The organism is Streptomyces cathayae (genome assembly GCF_029760955.1).
Lineage (GTDB): Bacteria > Actinomycetota > Actinomycetes > Streptomycetales > Streptomycetaceae > Streptomyces > Streptomyces cathayae.
The window spans coordinates 295,786-312,246 of record NZ_CP121682.1 but is presented as its reverse complement, the minus strand read 5'-3'; the positions used below and the strand labels follow the sequence as shown (position 1 = coordinate 312,246).

Here is a 16,461-nt window from a genome sequence, read left to right as displayed (position 1 = left end):
GACTTGCAAGTTACCCTTGGGCGGGCGGATGAGGGCATGTTTGAATGTCATATGTCTTCGAATTGCGGCCAAGTTCTTTCGGGCGGAGACTGCCGTTGAGCCCAACTACCAAGCAAGCCCGGACACTTGAGTGTCCTCACCTCTCCTCCGGAGCGTGACGGAACCCTCACTTCCGCCGCCCCTCGAACGTGATCTTTTGTGGCAGGAACCGATAAGCTCCTTGGCAGCGCTGCGAGTTGAAGCGATCGCGCCGCGTCCGTTCGCGGTCCGCACCCCTGAGTGCGATCCCTTGCACACCCCCCTGTTCGATCGTGTTGCTTCGAAGGATGCAGATGGAACTCGCCACTCCGCCACCGGCGGCGCGGCCCCCTGTCGCTTGGTACAGCTGGTGGTTGATGCCGCTGGGCCTGGGCGGCGGGGCGGTCGCCGCCACGTTCATGAGCTCGGAGCGAATAACGACGGCCGTCGCCGGTGCCGCCGCCACGGCGGCCGGCGCGATATGCGTACGGCTGTTGCTCCGCACCCGGACCCGACTGGCCCGGACGGAGCACACCCTCCGGGCCGCGCAGGCAGACCACGAGGAGCGGTTCACCGGGCAGAACGCCGCGCACGAACGGCTCCTCGCCGACCGGGACACGGCACACGAGGGCCAACTCGCTGCCCAGGCACACTCCTTCGAGGCGAAGCTCGCCGAGCAGGCCGAGCGCCACGACGCCCGGCTGGCCGAACAGGCCGCCGGTCACGAGGCACGGATCGCCGAGCAGCGTGAGGCCCTGCGGGAGCAGTCGGCGCACCGGCTGGCCGCGGTGACCCGGCTCGCCGACGAGCAGTTGCCGGAAGCGATCGAGCGGCTGCGCGCCGGCGACGCCATCGACGACGTGCTGCCGGGCGTCGACCGGAGCGCCGAGGCCGGTGCCGAGCTCCAGACCGAACTGCGCAGGATCCTGCGGATCGCCCTGATGGCGCTCGAGGAGGAGTTCGACCGCTCCACCTCCGCCGAACAGGCCGTCATCAGCATCGGCAACCGCATCCACGTACTGACCAGCAAACTCCGGGGCCGGCTGCACGAGCTGCAGGGCGAGCACGGCCGCCTCCCGGTCGTCGCCCGCGGCCTGATGGAACTCGACCAGGAGATCGGTCCCGCCGACTGTCTCGCCGCCAGCGTCGGCGTGCTCGGCGGCTCGGACCGGCCGGGCAGGCAGTGGCAGGAGCCGCAACGGCTGCTGAGCGTGATGCGCGGCGGCATCGGCCGGATCAAGGACTTCCACCGTGTCCAGCTGCGCCGGCTGCCCGAACTCGGCGTCGACGGTGGTCTGGTGGACCACCTCACGCTGATCTTCGCGCATCTGCTGGACAACGCGGCGCGCTACTCGCCGCCCACCGAGCCCGTGGTCGTCTCCGGCAAGGAGGTCCCGAACGGTGTCGGCATCGAGATCCAGGACTCCGGCAAGGGCCTGAGCGAGGAGAAGAAGCGCGAGGCCGAACACGCCCTCGCGGGCACCGCGCCCGGCGCGGGGATCGGCGGCATCACCGAGGACGCGAACATCGGCCTCAGGGTCGTCGGCGTCCTCGCCCGCCGCTACGGCATCCGCGTCACCTTCGCGGACTCGCCGTGGCTCGGCACCTCGGTGGTGGTCGTCGTACCGCACAAGTACTTCAGCCGGCTGCCCACGGCCGCCGCGGCGCCGACCGCTCCCGCACCGAAGGCCCCCGCCGTCCCGTCCGTCCTGCCGTGGACCGCGGTCACCGACGACGGGGAGGCCGACCGCTGGCCGGCCGACTCCACCGTGCCCCCGGAACCCGACGGAGCGCAGGCCACCACGCCCGGCGGACTGCCCCGTCGCCGCAGCATCAGGCGGACCGAGGCGGAGCCGCAGCCGACGGGCCGGACCGAGCGCGGCGGGCCGAGCACCGTCACCCCCGTACCACCGGACGCGTCCTTCGCCGGCCTCGCCGCCTTCGCCACCGCCGGACGTGACATCGCCGGCCGCGACGGCGCGGCACACGGCGCGGGGGCGCACGATTGTGGAGAACGCGACACCGGCGCGGCGCCCGAAGCGGCCATCACCGGTGACACCCCCGCAGGACGCGAGTCCACCGAGCACCGCACCGAGGAGAGCGACCACACCCCATGACACAACAGGGAAACGACGTGAGCTGGGCGCTCCGCGATCTCGTCGAGAGCATCCAGGAGATCCGCTTCGCCCTTGTGGCCTCCAGCGACGGCAAGGCCATCACCTCCTTCGGGGCGGACGACCCCGACGACGTGGACCGCTTCGCGGCCGTGGTGGCCGGTCTGCAGGCGCTGGCCCAGCCGGTCGCCGAGCAGTTCCCCTCCTACGCGGGGCAGCTGCGGCTGGCGATGATCGAGGTCGACGGCGGCCACCTCTTCGTGGTCCGCGCCGGAGTGGAGACCTACCTCGGCGTCCTCGCCCGCGAGGGCCTCGACCAGGGCCTGCTGGGACACCAGATGAGAGACCTCGCCCGCAGAATGGGAGAGCTCCTCGGCACCACTGTGCGCCTGGAGGAGCACTCTGGATGAGTGCTCCCCGCCGTCCGTCGGATCCGTCCGGTCTCGAGCGTTACTACGTCCTCACCCAAGGACGCAGCGGACCGGGCGGTTCGGCGTCGAGTCTCGACGTGGCGACCCTCGTCGTCTCCCGCTCGGCCCCCGTCCCGGGGATGCAGCACGAACACGAGGAGATCGTCCGGCACTGCCGCGATCCGCTCTCGGTCGCCGAGCTCGGCGCCCACCTCGGACTGCCGTTCAACATTCTCGCCGTGCTGCTGTCGGACCTGCTGGACGAAGGCCACGTCGAAGCCCGTGACCCCATGCCGGCCCACGACGCCGGCCACGGGCCCGACCTCGCGCTCCTTGAGGAGGTACTCAGTGGACTTGAAAGGCTTTGAGCAAGCCGGCCGGCATACGGCCGGGGACACCCGCTCGGTGAAGGTGATGATCGCCGGCGGCTTCGGTACCGGAAAGACCACGATGGTCCGGTCGGTCAGCGACATCAAGCCGCTCACCACCGAGGAGACCCTCACCCAGGCCAGCGCCGCCGTCGACCGGCTCATCGGTGTCGCCGACAAGGCGGAGACCACCGTCAGCCTGGACTTCGGCAAGATCGGCATCAACGACAGCCTGGTCCTGTACCTGTTCGGCACGCCGGGCCAGGAGCGGTTCTGGTTCCTGTGGAACGGTCTGTTCAAGGGCGCGCTCGGCGCGGTCGTCCTGGTGGACACCCGGCGGCTGGCCTCCAGTTTCCGGGCGATCGAGGAGATGGAACGGCAGCAGGTGCCCTTCGTCATCGCCCTCAACGTCTTCCCCGACTCCCAGCACTATCCGGTGGACGAGATCCGGGACGCCCTGGACATCCCCGAGCACATTCCGGTCGTGGCCTTCGACGCACGGGACCGGGCCGCCAGCCGCGATGTGCTCGTCACCCTCATCCACCACCTGCGGGAACGCTCGGCCGTGGCCGTGGAGTCCCGATGAGCGACCCGACCGAGAACGCCCCCGGCGCGGCCCGCGGCTGCCCCGTCGCCCACCACGGCGCGGACCTCACCCGGCTGTACGGGCAGGGCGTGGCCGGTGACCCGGACGGCGTCCAGGAGCAGCTGCGCAAGGAACACGGGTCGGTCGCGCCGGTGCTCCTGGAGGGCGACGTGCCGGCCTGGCTGGTGCTCGGCTACCGGGACAACCGCCGGGTGCTCGACAACCCCCGCCAGTTCACCCGGGACGCCCGGATCTGGCGGGACCGGCGGGAGGGGCGCGTCGCGGACACCTCACCGCTGGTCCCGATGCTCGGCTGGCGCCCCGACTGCGTCTCCCAGGACGGCGAGCCGCACCGCAGGCTGCGCGGAGCCGTCACCGACGGACTCCAGGCCGCGGCCGGCCGCGGTGTCCGACGGCACGCCACGCACTTCGCGAACAAGGAGATCGACGCCTTCGCGGATTCGGGCAGCGCCGATCTGGTGAGCGACTACGCCGACTACCTGCCGATGCTGGTACTCACCCGCGTCCTGGGGCTGCCCGAGGCGGAGGGGCGCGACCTGGTCGAGTCCTGCGCCCAGGTCCTCAAGGGCGGCGAGGACGCCGTCGCGCACGACAGCCGCATCCAGGAGATCCTCGGGGCGCTCGTCGTGCGCAAGCGGTCCGAACCCGGCAGTGACCTCACCACCGCCCTGCTGGCCCACCACGCCGGTCTCGACGAGGACGAGGTGGTCAGCCATCTGCGGCTGGTGCTGATCGCCGGCCACACCACCACCAGCAACCTGCTGGCCAGGGTGCTCCAACTGGTCCTCACGGACACCGCGCGGCTCTCCGGGCTGATCAGCGGCCGGCTGAACGTCTCCGCGGTCGTCGAGGAGGTCATGTGGAACAGCCCGCCGCTGGCCGTGCTGCCGGGCCGGTTCGCCACCAGTGACCTGGAACTCGGCGGCCACCGCGTCCGCGAGGGCGACCTGCTGGTGCTGGGTCTCGCGGCGGGCAACCAGGACCCCGAGATCCGCCCGGACGCCGGGGTGTCCGTGCAGGGCAACCAGTCGCACCTGGCGTTCAGCGGCGGGCCGCACGAGTGCCCGGGCCAGAACATCGGCCTGGCCGTCATCGAGATCGCCGTGGACGTCCTGCTGCACCGGCTGCGGGACCTGCGCCTGGCGGTGCCGCCGGGGGAACTGTCCTCGACCGCCTCCACCTGGGAGACCCGGCTGGACCGCCTGCCCGTCGAGTTCAGCGTCTGACGTCGACGCCGACAGCAGACGCTGACAACGCCGACGCCGGTGACGCCGCCGACGACGCGACCGCCGACCGGGCCGGCCACCGTGACCGGTGGTGCCGCGCGGCCCCGCCACGGGGCCGCGCGACACCACCGGCTCACACGGTCAGCAGGTCGTCGACCGAGCCGCGGCCCGCCTGCTCGGCCGTGGCCACCGCTCCCTCCTTCGCCGCCGCGTAGCGGCCGCTGGTCAGGGCCCACTCGTAGTTGCCCTCGATCCAGTGCTGAATGGCCTGTACGCCCATGTCCACCCGGGTGCGTTCCTCCGTGTCGAGCCCCAGTTCGTCGCACATGCCGGGCACCCGCGACTCGAGGACGAGGTACTCGTCCAGGCAGGCGGTCGTCATGCGGTACGCCTCGGCGGCGGCCTCCTCCCAGGAGCAGCCGCGTTCCCGGTGCAGTACGGCGATCAGGTTGTGGCCGTCGCCGCGGCGCCGCTCCCGCTCGAAGGAGTGGATGTCGTTCATGAACCCGATGGTGTCCGCGGCCAGATCACGCATCCGCTCCATCAGCGGATGCGCCATCGCCCGCGCCGGCACCTCGAAGCCGCGGCTGCGCTCGCCGACGTCGATGCTGTGGTGGATGCCGACGGTACGGCGCCGGAAGGCGGTGTACTCGTCGAGGCCGAGCGTCCCGGCCAGCCCGCGGGCCGCCAGGTCGACCTCCTCGCAGTGGGCCACCAGGAACCGGCCCCAGGACGCGGCGAACCGGGTCTGCCAGGTCAGGGACATGCCATCCGAGAGGCGTTCCCAGACCTGCGCCCAGGCCGCCGTGATCGGGCAGAGCACCCGAGGGGTGCTTCCCGCCGGCCGCAGCGGGGTGACGATCAGCTCCCGTGCCACGTCCGCTATCAGGTCCGCGCGGTCCGGCCGGCCGGAGTCGAACTGGTCGTCGAAGAGGAAGGCCAGGGAGAACCAGTTCATCAGGACGACCATGTCCTCGGCCGAGGCGTACGGATAGGTACGGGCGGCGGCCTGCGGCAGGTCCCAGGACCGGTACTCGTCGAACCCGTCCCGGCTGCGGACCAGGCCCATCTCCCACACCCAGCGCAGATGGCGCGCGCGGGCGTACTCCAGATGCTCGCTGACGGGGGTGCCGAAGGGGAGATCGAACCGGACGTCCTGAGACATGTGCTTCCTTTCGGGAGACGGAACGCAGAGTCCCCCAGCCCTGCGGGCGGGCCGTCCTCGCGACCGCCCGCACACTTGAACTCGGCTTCACGGGACGAAAGTTGAACCGGGAAGCGGTACGTAGCTGCCCAGATCCCAAATGATCTACACCGGACGCCCCTCGTGATGTCTGTTACCTCACAGGCAACTTGAGGTGCTTACCGCCTCAAACTCCCCTGAAGTCACTGGACTTGGTGCGCAGATTGAAACCGTCGAGCGGGGACAGGTGCCAGGTACGGGCCGGGGTGCCGCCCCGAGCCCGGACGGACCGGATCCCGCGGAGGAAGACATGGCACTGGTACATGCCGGAGTGGTGGTGCTCGACTGCGCCGAGCCCGAGAAGCTCGCCGAGTTCTACCGGGAGCTGCTGGAGGCCGAGGTGGCCGACGCCGACGCCAACCGGGTGGAGATCCGGGCCGCCGACGGTTTCCGGCTGGCGCTGCGCCGCGACGTCAACACCACCGCCCCGAGCTGGCCGCGCCCCGAGAACTCGCTCCAGGCGCACCTGGAGTTCGTGGTCGAGGACCTGGACGCCGCAGAACGCCTGATCGTGAGCCTCGGCGGCCGTGCGGTGGAGACGAGGGAGGTCACCGGACCCCGGGAGGAACGCGGCTACGCCGACCCGGCCGGGCACTCCTTCACCCTGCGCCGCGGGGTACCGGTGGGGCCGAAACAGGGCTGACGGACACCTTCCCGCACAGACCCCCGCGGCCCCGGCCCCGGGCGCGCCGGGCGCCGGGGCCGGTGTGGGTGGTGCTGGTGGGGAGCGGAGGCGGGGCGCCGCCTCGGTCAGTCACGTCCGCCCTTGTCCGGGACCGGCCAGTAGCCCGTCGAGCGCTCGATGGCCTTGGCGCCCGCGCGGTCCACGGCACTGCGTACCGCCGCGAAGATGGCGCCCTGGATCGCGGCGGCCAGCAGGATCTCGCCCCAGCGGCGGTCCCGGTCCAGTGCGTCGGGCGCGTCGTCCTCGTGCCGGAGCACCTTCCATGTCTTCTGGAAGGCGAGCCCCGCCAGGGTGCCGCTCGTCCAGCCCAGCGCGAACCCGATGGGCTTGTACGCCAGGGGCAGCTTCTTCTTCTTGGTCTTCTTCGCCACGTGGATCTCCCAGGTCGGTTCCAGCGTTCAAGAGTCCCTGTGACCACGTTCCCCGTTTTGCGCCGTGGGCACGGCCCCACCGCACCCGACCGGGTGCCTCGGGAACGCGCGAGGCGCGGGAAGGCAGGGCGGAGAGCCCCGCCGCGACGGGGGGACGCAGCGGGGCCCGACTCACGGGTGCCCGTCGGCCGGACCGCCATGCGCGGTGGAGCGGAGGAAATCCGGAGCCCCGGGCGGGGATCGGCCCGAAGGCCGTACGGCGCCGGCGGACCGGACGAGTGACCGGGGTTCCGGGTGACCGAACAGTCCGGGACCCCCTTCCTCCGCGTCCTCGTCCGTGCCGCCGCGGTCCAGGGGCGGGGTGCGTCGGCCGTCCCCCTTCCGGGGCACCGGACGTCGAACCGGGTGATCGGTTGCGTGAAATCAAGTACCGCGAATCCCATTGACACGTTGTCAAATACCTTTGGCCGCAGGAGAAATGCGCGAAACCGCGGGGTCCCTTGTTCCTGCTCGTTGACCTGTGCAAAGGTGGGGCGTACCGGCGTGCGGACAATATCTTTTGTCCTGGCGTGCGCGTGGCTGCTCCCCGCAGGCCAATCGGCTCCAAAAGAGCTGTTCCGGGCGGGTGTTCGAGATGTCGAATCCCGTACGGACGGGCTCCCGTCGTATCGTCGGTGAGGCTGCGGGCCCGCTGGTACGGACTTTATTCCGCGCATCCTCGAGAGGACTGCATCCGTGAAGGACACCGGCCTGTCGCATTTTCGGGTTCCGGCCCATTCGTCCGAGGTGACGGACGAGCAGCTGGCCGCCGAGTTGCGGAAGTGGACGGGTGCCACACCGGCGCTGCACCCCGCCGGTGAACTGCTCGACCGGCACTGGGAGTCGGTCTTCGGGTACGCCCGGCTGTGCACCGACGGCCCGCGGTCCGCCGGGATGCTCACCACCGCCGCGTTCACCCGGCTCTTCGGCGAGACACTGAAGCACAACGGGCCGGGTTCCGCGTGGCGGCCCCAACTCCTGCTCACGGTCCGCAGGATCGCCGCCGAGTGGATCGGTGACCACCGGCGCGACATGCTCCGTCCCGACCTCACCGCCGAGTCCGGTGACGACCGGCGGCCGGCCGCCCGGCTGCTGCCGCTACCCGAACGGCGCCTGCTGTCAGGGGCGTTCCAGCGACTGCCGCAGTCGGCGCGCTGTCTGCTGTGGCACGTGGAGGTCGAGTGCGAACCGCTCCACGTCCCTGCCGGGCTGCTCGCACTGGACGAGGAGGGCGCCCACATCGAACTGCGCCGGGCCCGGGACCGGTTGCGCGACGAAGTCCTCCAGCTCCACGGTGAACTGGCCCCCGACCAGGAGTGCCGGCGCTATCTCCGGCTGCTCGAGGTGACCTACCGGCGAGCGGGCACCGAACTCGACCCGGACCTGCGCACACACCTGGACGGCTGCGTCCACTGCCGGCACGCCGCGGACCAACTCGCCTGCTTCACCACCGGACTCGGCACGGCCCTGGCGGAGGCGGTCCTCGGCTGGAGCGCACGGGAGTACGTGGCGAGCCGGGCACGGGCGGCCGACGCCACCGACGAGCCGGCGGCCGGGTTCACGGGCGGCGGTACGGCGGACGAGGAGCGGCCGTCGCCCGAGGACGTCGTCCACACGGCCTTCCCCCGCCCCGCGGGCGGGCCCTCGGACACGACGGACGAGTCGTTCACCGGCCCGGCGCCGATCCCGTCCCCTCCCGCCGAGGAGCCCCGCGCCGTCCTCACCGTCCCCCCGGTCCCGGACACCGCCCCGTCTCCCGCCGCGCACCCCGGCCCTCACCCCGCTTCCCGCCCCGGGCGACGTGCGGCACCCCGCACCGGTTCTCGCGGAGCCGTGCTCCGCGCCGGTTCCCGCGTCGCCCGGAAGGCCGCCCGCCGGGCCGCGCGCCGGCGCAACCTCGCCGCGGGCATCCTCACGGTCAGCGGGCTGATCGTCCTTCCGCTGGTGCTGTGGACCTCGGGTGGCTCCGACGCCGCCGCGCGGGGCGGCGGCCGTCCCTTTGAAACCCCCGGCGCCGAGGAGGGCACCCCGTCGCCCGGCGACGCCTCGCGGCCCGGCTCCGGCGAGGTGGTGAAGGGCGCTCTGCGCGGCCGGCTGCACAACACCGCCTCCGGCCTGTGCGTCGGTGTGGTCGGCGACCGGGCCGTCGCGGGCGCCGAGACCGAGCTCATCGCCTGCTCGGCGGGCAAGGTCCAGCAGTGGACGTACGAGACGGACGGGCTGCTGCGCAACGCCGCGGAACCGGACCTGTGCCTCGACTCCCGTCTCGGTTACTCGGTGCGGCTGGCCCGGTGCGCGGGCCCGGCGCGGGCGGACGCCGACAGCGCGCGCTACGACTTCACCGTTCAGGGCAGCCTGGTGCCCCGCTCCGGCCAGGACCTGGGGCTGGCACCCGCGGCGACCGACGGCTCGGGCGCCCTCGTCCTCAAGACCCGCGACGATTCGGACGCCCAGCGCTGGGCGATCCACGCCTCGGAGTTCGACCCGCGGAAGAAGGTCGTCGACCGGGACGCCGGCGGACCGCGCGGGTGAGGCGTCCGCCGCGGGCGGACGCACGCACCCGTGTCAGGGGCCGGTGCCCTCGCTCAGTACCGTGACGAACACCGCGGAGAAGTCACCGGCGATGGGCACGGCACCGGCCGTCCACGGCACCTTCAGGGAGTCCCGCTCGTCCGGCGGGGTCACCAGCAGCGCCGCAGGGGTGGCCGTGCGCGCCCCGCTGATGCCGGGCGCGGAGTACCGCAGCCCCGCCCACGCGCTCTCGCCGGGCTCCAGCGCGACGCGTACGGCGTCCCCGGGGGAGCGCTTCGGGTCGGGGCCGAGCTGCCTGCCGGACGCGTCCACGAAGGCGGCGCCGGGATGGCCGTACAGGGTGCAGGCGTGGGAGGAGACGTTGGTCAGTACGACGGGGAAGTTGCGCTGACCCGCGCCCGGATCCACACCACCGACCCGGGCGCGCAACTCGGAGGTGTGGCAGCGGGCCGTGGCGCGGTCGGCAGTCCTTGCGGAGGCAGTGACGACAGAAGCGGAGGCGGCCCCGGCATCCGGGGCTGTGGTGACCCCGGGGGCCGCGGTGCCGGTGCCGCAGGACGCCACCGCGCCGAGCACCGTCAGCGTGCCCGTGAGGACAGCCGCCCGACGCACGAAGGCCCTGACCCCGATGGTGTGGAAAGCGTTCACGGCTCCTCCTGCTCCAGCGGTCCCAGTTCGGCCCAGATGGTCTTGCCCTCGGCGGTGTGCCTGCTGCCCCACCGCTGGGTGAGCTGGGCGACCAGGAGCAGCCCCCGTCCGCCCTCGTCCCAGGTCTTGGCGCGCCGCAGGTGCGGGGCGGTGTGGCTGGTGTCGGACACCTCGCAGATCAGCGTCGCCGTCGCCGCGTCGCAGATGAGCCGGAGCCGGATGGGCGGGGCTCCGTAGCGGATCGCGTTGGTGACCAGCTCGCTCACCACCAGCTCGGCGGTGAACGACGCCTCGGCCAGGGACCAGACGTCCAGCTGGTCCAGGACCTGTTTGCGGACCGGTGAGACCAGCGCCGGGTCGGCCGGGATGTCCCAGGTGGCGACCTGGGAGGACGGCAGCCCGCGGGTACGGGTCAGCAGCAGGGCCGCGTCCTCCGTCCTGCTGCCCGGACCGAGCAGGGTGCCCAGGACACGGTCGCAGGCCTCGTCGAGCGACCCCGAGGCCGCGTTCGCCAGGGCGTCGGTGAGCGCCGGACGGCCGGCTTCCGGGGCGCCCGCCGGGCCTTCGGTCAGCCCGTCGGTGTAGAACGCCAGCACGGAGCCCTCGGACAACTCCAGCTCCACGGACTCGAAGGGCAGGCCGCCCAGGCCCAGCGGCGGTCCGGACGGCAGGTCGAGCACGCGGGCCGGCTCGTCCGGCGGAACCAGGACGGGCGGCGGATGCCCCGCCCGTGCCAGGGTGCAGCGCCGGGACACCGGGTCGTACACCGCGTACAGGCAGGTCGCGCCGACCTCGCCGTGACCGCCGTCGGCGGCCTCGCCACGGCCGCCGTCACCGTCGCCGGCCGACTCGTGGGCGAGGTGCAGGACCAGGTCGTCGACGTGGGTGAGGAGTTCGTCGGGGGCCAGATCGATGTCGGCGAGGGTACGGACGGCCGTACGCAGCCGGCTCATCGTCGCGGAGGCCTGGATGCCGCGGCCGGCGACGTCCCCCACCACGATGGCCACCCGCATCCCGGACAGCGGGATCACGTCGAACCAGTCGCCGCCCACGCCGGAGCGCGCGGCCGGCAGATACCGGGAGGCGGAGTCCACCGCGGCCGTCCGGGGCAGGCCGCGGGGGAGCAGGCTGCGCCGGAGCGTGCGGGTGGTCTCGCGTTCACGGGAGTAGCGGCGGGCGTTGTCGATGCAGACGGCGGCCCGTGCCGTGACCTCCTCGGCCAGCAGCACGTCGTCGTGGGTGAAGGACTCGGGGTGCCGGAACCGGGTGAACACCGCGACGCCGAGAGTGGTACCGCGGGCCTGGAGGGGGACGGACAGGATCGAGTGGACGCCGAGCTCCCGGACCTGCCGGGCGCGGGTCTCGTCGGCCGCGAGCCACGGATTGAGATCGCCCGAGGGCACCGAGGCGACGACGCTGTGACCGGCGATCAGCGAATCGGCCTGGGGCGCGGTGGCCGGGTAGACGATCACCTCGTCCGGGTCGGCGATCGACTCGAAACCGCCCGGGTCGTGGGACCGGTGGGCCACCCGGCGCAGCACGACCGGGAGGGTCGGCGGATCGGTGGCGTCGGTACCCAGGTCGTTCTGCTCGAGCAGGTCGACGCTGACGAAGTCGGCGAGCGCCGGCACACAGACCTCCGCCAGCTCCTGCGCCGTCCGGGTGACGTCGAGGGTGGTGCCGATGCGGATGCTGGCCTCGTTGACGAGCTGCAGCCGTGCCCGCGAGCTGTACTGCTCGGTGAAGTCGTGGGCCGTCACGCAGACGCCGGCCACCCGGCCGCCGTCGTCGGTGAGCGGCGCGATCCGGGCCAGCCAGGCCTGTGTGCGACCCGCCCCGGAAGGGCGTGCGCGGGTCTGCATGTCGTGGCCCCGGCCGCTTTGCAGCACCTGGCTCATGTGCCGCTCCAGCTCGAAGTACCGGGGCCGGCCGCCCAGCTCGGTGGGCCTGAGCCCGCGCAGCTGGTGGGCCGGCAGCCCGAGGAGGGCCGCCATCGCGTCGTTGACGCCGCGCAGGCGCAGGTCCCGGTCGAAGACCGCGGTGGCGCACGGGGACTGGTACATGGCCGCCCGGAGCAGCGGATCCTCGGCCGGATCGGTCTTCCCGGACCCCAGCGGTGTGACGGCCAGCCAGTCGCCGGTGCCGCCGTCCTCCCGCCGGACGCGGTGGGCGAGCACCCATACGGTGACGGTGCCGCCGTTCTGGTGCCGAAGCGCGAGCGTGCCGTTCCAGCGTGTGCCCGACGGCGCTGGGGGCGGTGCGGCGCCGGCGGCGAGCAGATCGGCCGCGGGGCGGCCGACCACCTCCTCGGCGCTGTGGCCCAGCAGCAGCCGGGCACCTTCGTTCCACCGCACGAGGGTGCCGTCGGCGGCGATGACGGCGCGGGCCGTCACCGGATCGTCGAACGGGTCGTCCGGCCTCATCGTCGCCACTCCATCGCGCACACTCACCGTGAACTGGTGGACCGCCAGAGTTCCAGCCTAGTGCGTCCGAGCCGGACGTGGCCCGGTACCCCGGTCGGCCCGGAAGCGCGGGGCCGGGGCGGTAGTGGCGGGTGCGGCCCCGGGCGGCCGCCGGGGACCGCCTCCTCGCGGTGTCCGCACCGGCGCCGAGGTGCCGTCCCGCTGTGCGTACCAGCACCTCCGGTGCGCTCCCGCCTGCCCGGTCGGTACCGGTTCATCACCGCTCTGAACTGCTGGTATTTACGATCGAGTACCTGAGCGGTACCGTGAGGGCATGCCTGCTCTCAATGTGGAGTTCAGTGACCGTGAGCTCGAGGACCTGCGGCAGATCGCCAAGGAGCGCGGTACATCGATGAAGGCGCTCGTGCGCGAGGCTGCCGCGGCCGACATAGCGCGCCACCGGGCGCTGCAGGAGGGCGCGGAGGCGTTCCGTCGGTTCTTCGCCTCCCACGCCGACGAATTCGCCGCCGCCTTCCCGGACGACGAACCGCGCGCCAAGGACGAGGGGCGGGCCGCCTGAGCGATGGGACCCGTCCTGCACATCGACGTGCCCTGGCTGCTCCAGCGGCACGAGGAGGTCCTCCCGGACCAGCCCACCATCAACGACTTCTCGGCGCTGGTCGCGGCCGTCGCCCGGCACCGCGTCGACCCGCCCCGCCTCGGCGTGAACTCGGACCCGGCCTGGCGGGCCGCCGCCCTGCTGCACACCCTCGCCCTGCTCCGGCCACTGCCGTCGGCCAACGCCCGCTTCGCCTGCGCGACGGCCGTGGCGTACATGTTCGTCAGCGGAGCGGGCATCGACCCGCCCTACGGCGCGATCGTCGACCTGGCCCGCGATCTGATGTCCGGTACGGCGGACGTCTACGCGGCGGCGGACCGACTGCGGTCCTGGCAGATCTGACACCGCCGCCCGGAATGCGGACCGGAGGAGAACACAGGGGGAAACGCCGGGGAAACGTGCAGGTGGAAAGCCGGTGTAAGAGCGTAGGCCGGGCTTTTCACGTCGACTTCCGGTCAACGGGCGAAGATGGTCCGAGCGCCTTGTTGGCCATGTGCGGGTGTGCGAGAGTGAGCCGCCCGCGAGGGGGTAAAATCCGGGGTCGCACGCGCGTTGACGAACCGGATCCGATTTCACCGTCGGTGAATTCGCGACCTCCCGCGCAAAGCCGCCAAGAGGTATGGACCACTCGTGGACTTCCCTTCTGGGCGTCAGAACTTCTGTGTCACCTGCGCGTGGGAAGGAACCACCTCAGTGCCCACCCCTCATTCCCGTCGGTCACCGTATCCCCCTCCCGGCGGGAATCCGGGGGAGTCCGACGAGGCCCTCGCCACGCGGCTGCGAGGCCGCCCGGAGAGCGAGGCCGCCCAGTCCGTGGCACTGCTGACGGCGCGTCACTGGACGTCCATGCACGACTACGCGACCGTCTGCCTCGCCTCGTCGGGGCCGACGGCCGCCATGGTCACCGCGGCGGCACAGCACCGGGTCCTGGACCGGATCGCCCTCGGCGAACCGGCCGTCGCGCTGCGCCCGGTGCTGCTGGTGGCCGTGCGGGACACGGTCCGGGACTGGGCCGCCGACGACCGCACGGCGGACGCTCTGCCCGACCTGCAGAAACCCGCGGGCGGACGCGGCATGCGCGCGGCGAAGACGATGACGCCGGACAACCGCGCGCTCGCCCAGCGTTCCTTCCGCTCCCTGCCCGCCCTCGCGCGCTGCGTGCTCTGGCACGTGGAGGTCGAGGCGGAAGCCGTATCGGTTCCGGCCGCTCTGCTCGGCATCGATCCCGACATCGCGTCGGGTGCGCTCGAACAGGCGCGTGACGCATTCCGTCAGGGCTGCGTCCGCGCCCATCAGGAACTCGCGCCCACGAAGGACTGCCGGTTCTACAACCGTCTCCTCGACGTGCCCATCCGCCGGGGCAAGGCGCTGCTCCCCGACGTGCAGCGGCACCTGACGGACTGCCGCCACTGCCGGAACGCCGCCGAGCAGCTGAGCCACTTCGAGGGCGCTCTCGGCACGCTCCTCGCCGAGGCGGTCCTCGGCTGGGGCGCCCGCCGCTACCTCGACTCCCGCCCCGGCCGGGCGGCACCGGGCCCGCGCGGCGGCCGCGCCGCCCGCCGCGGGCACCGGGGCGGCGGCGGACGGGGCGGCGGCAGCCGGCACCGTCTCCTGTCCCGGATTCCCGCACCCGCCCGCCTCGCCGGCCTGGGACTCCCGGACGCGGTGCGCTCCACCCGCACCCTGCTCACCGGCCTCGGAGCCGTCTCGGCCGGTGTGCTGGTGAGTGTGCTCATCGCGGGGCCCCCCACCCCCGGCGGCGGTGCCGGCCCGACGGGCGCCACCAGCGCGGCCGGCGGCGGAGGAGTCGTACCGACCGAGTCCCCGCCGGGCGTGGCCGGCCTGCCCACGGGGCCGGAGCAGACCCTCCTGCGCAACGCCGCCTCCGGCCTGTGCCTCGACACCCGGGGCGAGCCCCGGAACGGCGTCGGCACCCGCCTGGCGCCGTGCTCCTCGCGGTGGAGCCAGCAGTGGACCTACGAGGACGACGGACTGCTGCGCAGCGTGGCCGACCCCGGTCTGTGCCTGGACTCGCACAAGGACGCCGGCGTCGTCGTCCTCGCCACCTGCGCCGAGGAGCACGACGGCCGGGGCGACGACGTGCGCTACGACCTCACCGTGCAGGGCGAGTTGCTGCCCCGATGGGACGAACAGCTGGCGCTCGCCCCGGCCGGCCCCGACGCGAACGCCGACGTCGTCGTCAGGGTGCGGGACCGGGCCGAGGACCAGCGCTGGGTGACCGAACCGGTGGAGTCGGCCGAGGACTCCTGACGTGAACCGTGTGTCCTGCCGGGGCAGTTCACCACCCCGGCAGGGCAAGGGCGAGGTCCGGCTCGACGATCGGACGGCGGACGGATCATGAACACAAGCTGTCGCGGAACGGTCGGCCGGTAGCGGGACCGGAATGTTTCAGGCCTATTGCTGAACGACGGGGATTCGGCCATCTGGCCACTTCGCACACGCGGTGCCCCTGTGCTGACGGGGTTCACGCTTCCGCTTTCCGTGACTTCGCGCCACTGATTCAATACGCAAGGTTACCGAAACCGGCGGGGTCGACGTGTGTTTCCGCGGCGGACTCGGCAGACTCCCGCTCGCCGGGCCGGCACCACCGAGCACGGTCCGGCACCTCGTCGAAACGAGCGGAAGGATGCACACCATGCGGAACACCGCGCGCTGGGCCGCCACCCTCGCCCTGACGGCCGCGGCCGTCTGCGCACCTCTGTCCCACGGCGCGTCGGCCGCCCCGAGCGGTGACGCGTCCGCGCTCTACGCCCCGTCGGCCCTCGTGCTCACCCTGGGGCGCGGTGAGAGCGCGGCGGCCGTCACGCCGGAACGCGCCGTCACCCTGACCTGTGCCCCCGAGGCATCGGGCACCCACCCGGCCGCGGCCGCGGCGTGCGGGGAACTGGCCGAGGTGGGCGGGGACCTGCGCGCGCTGACCGCCGCGGAGGGAGTGTTCTGCACCAGGCAGTACGACCCGGTCGTGGTCACCGTCGACGGCGTGTGGCAGGGACGACGGGTGTCCTACGAGCGCACCTTTCCCAACGAATGCGTGATGAACGCCCATGGTTCGGGCGTCCTCACGTTCTGAGACCGGGACCGCACGGTTCCCGTGACCGCGCGGCGGTCGGGGTACTGGGGAGTACCGACCTCCTCGCGGAACGTGCGGTCTCGCACAA

At 72.6% G+C, this 16,461-nt stretch carries 15 protein-coding genes; 11 read left to right on the top strand and 4 right to left on the bottom strand.

Annotated features, from left to right (window positions below; genetic code table 11):
• The first annotated feature begins 332 nt into the window (after positions 1-332).
• Genes PYS65_RS01465 through PYS65_RS01445 form a run of 5 tightly spaced genes read left to right on the top strand, consistent with a single transcriptional unit; the run spans position 333 to position 4,743 of the window.
• Positions 333-2,135 (top strand): ATP-binding protein, encoded by a 1,803-nt coding sequence (locus PYS65_RS01465; protein ID WP_279331859.1) that lies wholly within the window; start codon positions 333-335, stop codon positions 2,133-2,135.
• A complete protein-coding gene (locus tag PYS65_RS01460; RefSeq protein WP_279331858.1) occupies positions 2,132-2,542 on the top strand; it encodes a roadblock/LC7 domain-containing protein in 411 nt (136 codons plus the stop codon). The genes PYS65_RS01465 and PYS65_RS01460 overlap by 4 nt, the downstream gene beginning before the upstream one ends.
• On the top strand, positions 2,539-2,910 hold the full coding sequence (locus PYS65_RS01455) for a DUF742 domain-containing protein (protein WP_279331857.1): 372 nt from the start codon (positions 2,539-2,541) through the stop codon (positions 2,908-2,910). Before PYS65_RS01460 ends, PYS65_RS01455 begins: the two co-directional genes overlap by 4 nt.
• Positions 2,891-3,496 carry a GTP-binding protein gene (locus PYS65_RS01450; protein WP_279331856.1) on the top strand — a complete coding sequence of 202 codons (606 nt, stop codon included), beginning with the start codon at positions 2,891-2,893 and terminating at the stop codon, positions 3,494-3,496. The genes PYS65_RS01455 and PYS65_RS01450 overlap by 20 nt, the downstream gene beginning before the upstream one ends.
• Entirely contained in the window at positions 3,493-4,743 is a 1,251-nt protein-coding gene (locus PYS65_RS01445) for a cytochrome P450 (protein WP_279331855.1), read from the top strand. Before PYS65_RS01450 ends, PYS65_RS01445 begins: the two co-directional genes overlap by 4 nt.
• 133 nt (positions 4,744-4,876) lie before the next feature.
• On the opposite strand, the gene PYS65_RS01440 is transcribed toward PYS65_RS01445, so the two are convergent.
• A complete protein-coding gene (locus tag PYS65_RS01440) occupies positions 4,877-5,908 on the bottom strand; it encodes a 7-epi-alpha-eudesmol synthase (RefSeq protein WP_279331853.1) in 1,032 nt (343 codons plus the stop codon).
• A gap of 328 nt (positions 5,909-6,236) precedes the next feature.
• On the opposite strand from PYS65_RS01440, the gene PYS65_RS01435 reads away from it, so the two are divergent.
• On the top strand, positions 6,237-6,629 hold the full coding sequence (locus tag PYS65_RS01435; protein WP_279331852.1) for a VOC family protein: 393 nt from the start codon (positions 6,237-6,239) through the stop codon (positions 6,627-6,629).
• A 107-nt stretch (positions 6,630-6,736) separates the two neighbouring features.
• Here the strand turns inward: PYS65_RS01435 and PYS65_RS01430 are convergent, their stop codons facing one another.
• A complete protein-coding gene (locus PYS65_RS01430) occupies positions 6,737-7,042 on the bottom strand; it encodes a DUF4235 domain-containing protein (RefSeq protein WP_279331851.1) in 306 nt (101 codons plus the stop codon).
• 735 nt (positions 7,043-7,777) lie between these two features.
• Between PYS65_RS01430 and PYS65_RS01425 the strand changes: the two genes are divergently transcribed.
• Positions 7,778-9,613, top strand: coding sequence for an RICIN domain-containing protein (locus tag PYS65_RS01425; RefSeq protein ID WP_279331850.1), 1,836 nt, complete (start codon positions 7,778-7,780; stop codon positions 9,611-9,613).
• Between the two features lie 33 nt (positions 9,614-9,646).
• Here the strand turns inward: PYS65_RS01425 and PYS65_RS01420 are convergent, their stop codons facing one another.
• Entirely contained in the window at positions 9,647-10,261 is a 615-nt protein-coding gene (locus tag PYS65_RS01420) for a DUF4232 domain-containing protein (RefSeq protein ID WP_279331848.1), read from the bottom strand.
• Positions 10,258-12,684, bottom strand: a complete 2,427-nt coding sequence (locus tag PYS65_RS01415) for a SpoIIE family protein phosphatase (RefSeq protein ID WP_279331847.1) — start codon at positions 12,682-12,684, stop codon at positions 10,258-10,260. The genes PYS65_RS01420 and PYS65_RS01415 overlap by 4 nt, the downstream gene beginning before the upstream one ends.
• 313 nt (positions 12,685-12,997) lie before the next feature.
• Here PYS65_RS01415 and PYS65_RS01410 point away from each other — a divergent pair, with 313 nt between their 5' ends.
• From PYS65_RS01410 to PYS65_RS01395, 4 genes are all read left to right on the top strand, one after another.
• Complete coding sequence (locus tag PYS65_RS01410; RefSeq protein WP_279331846.1) at positions 12,998-13,243, top strand: hypothetical protein; 246 nt, start codon at positions 12,998-13,000, stop codon at positions 13,241-13,243.
• A 3-nt stretch (positions 13,244-13,246) separates the two neighbouring features.
• Complete coding sequence (locus tag PYS65_RS01405) at positions 13,247-13,624, top strand: toxin Doc (RefSeq protein WP_109378657.1); 378 nt, start codon at positions 13,247-13,249, stop codon at positions 13,622-13,624.
• A 351-nt stretch (positions 13,625-13,975) separates the two neighbouring features.
• Positions 13,976-15,553 (top strand): RICIN domain-containing protein, encoded by a 1,578-nt coding sequence (locus tag PYS65_RS01400; RefSeq protein ID WP_279331845.1) that lies wholly within the window; start codon positions 13,976-13,978, stop codon positions 15,551-15,553.
• A gap of 385 nt (positions 15,554-15,938) precedes the next feature.
• Positions 15,939-16,373 carry a subtilase-type protease inhibitor gene (locus PYS65_RS01395; protein ID WP_279331844.1) on the top strand — a complete coding sequence of 145 codons (435 nt, stop codon included), beginning with the start codon at positions 15,939-15,941 and terminating at the stop codon, positions 16,371-16,373.
• The last annotated feature ends 88 nt before the right edge of the window (positions 16,374-16,461 follow it).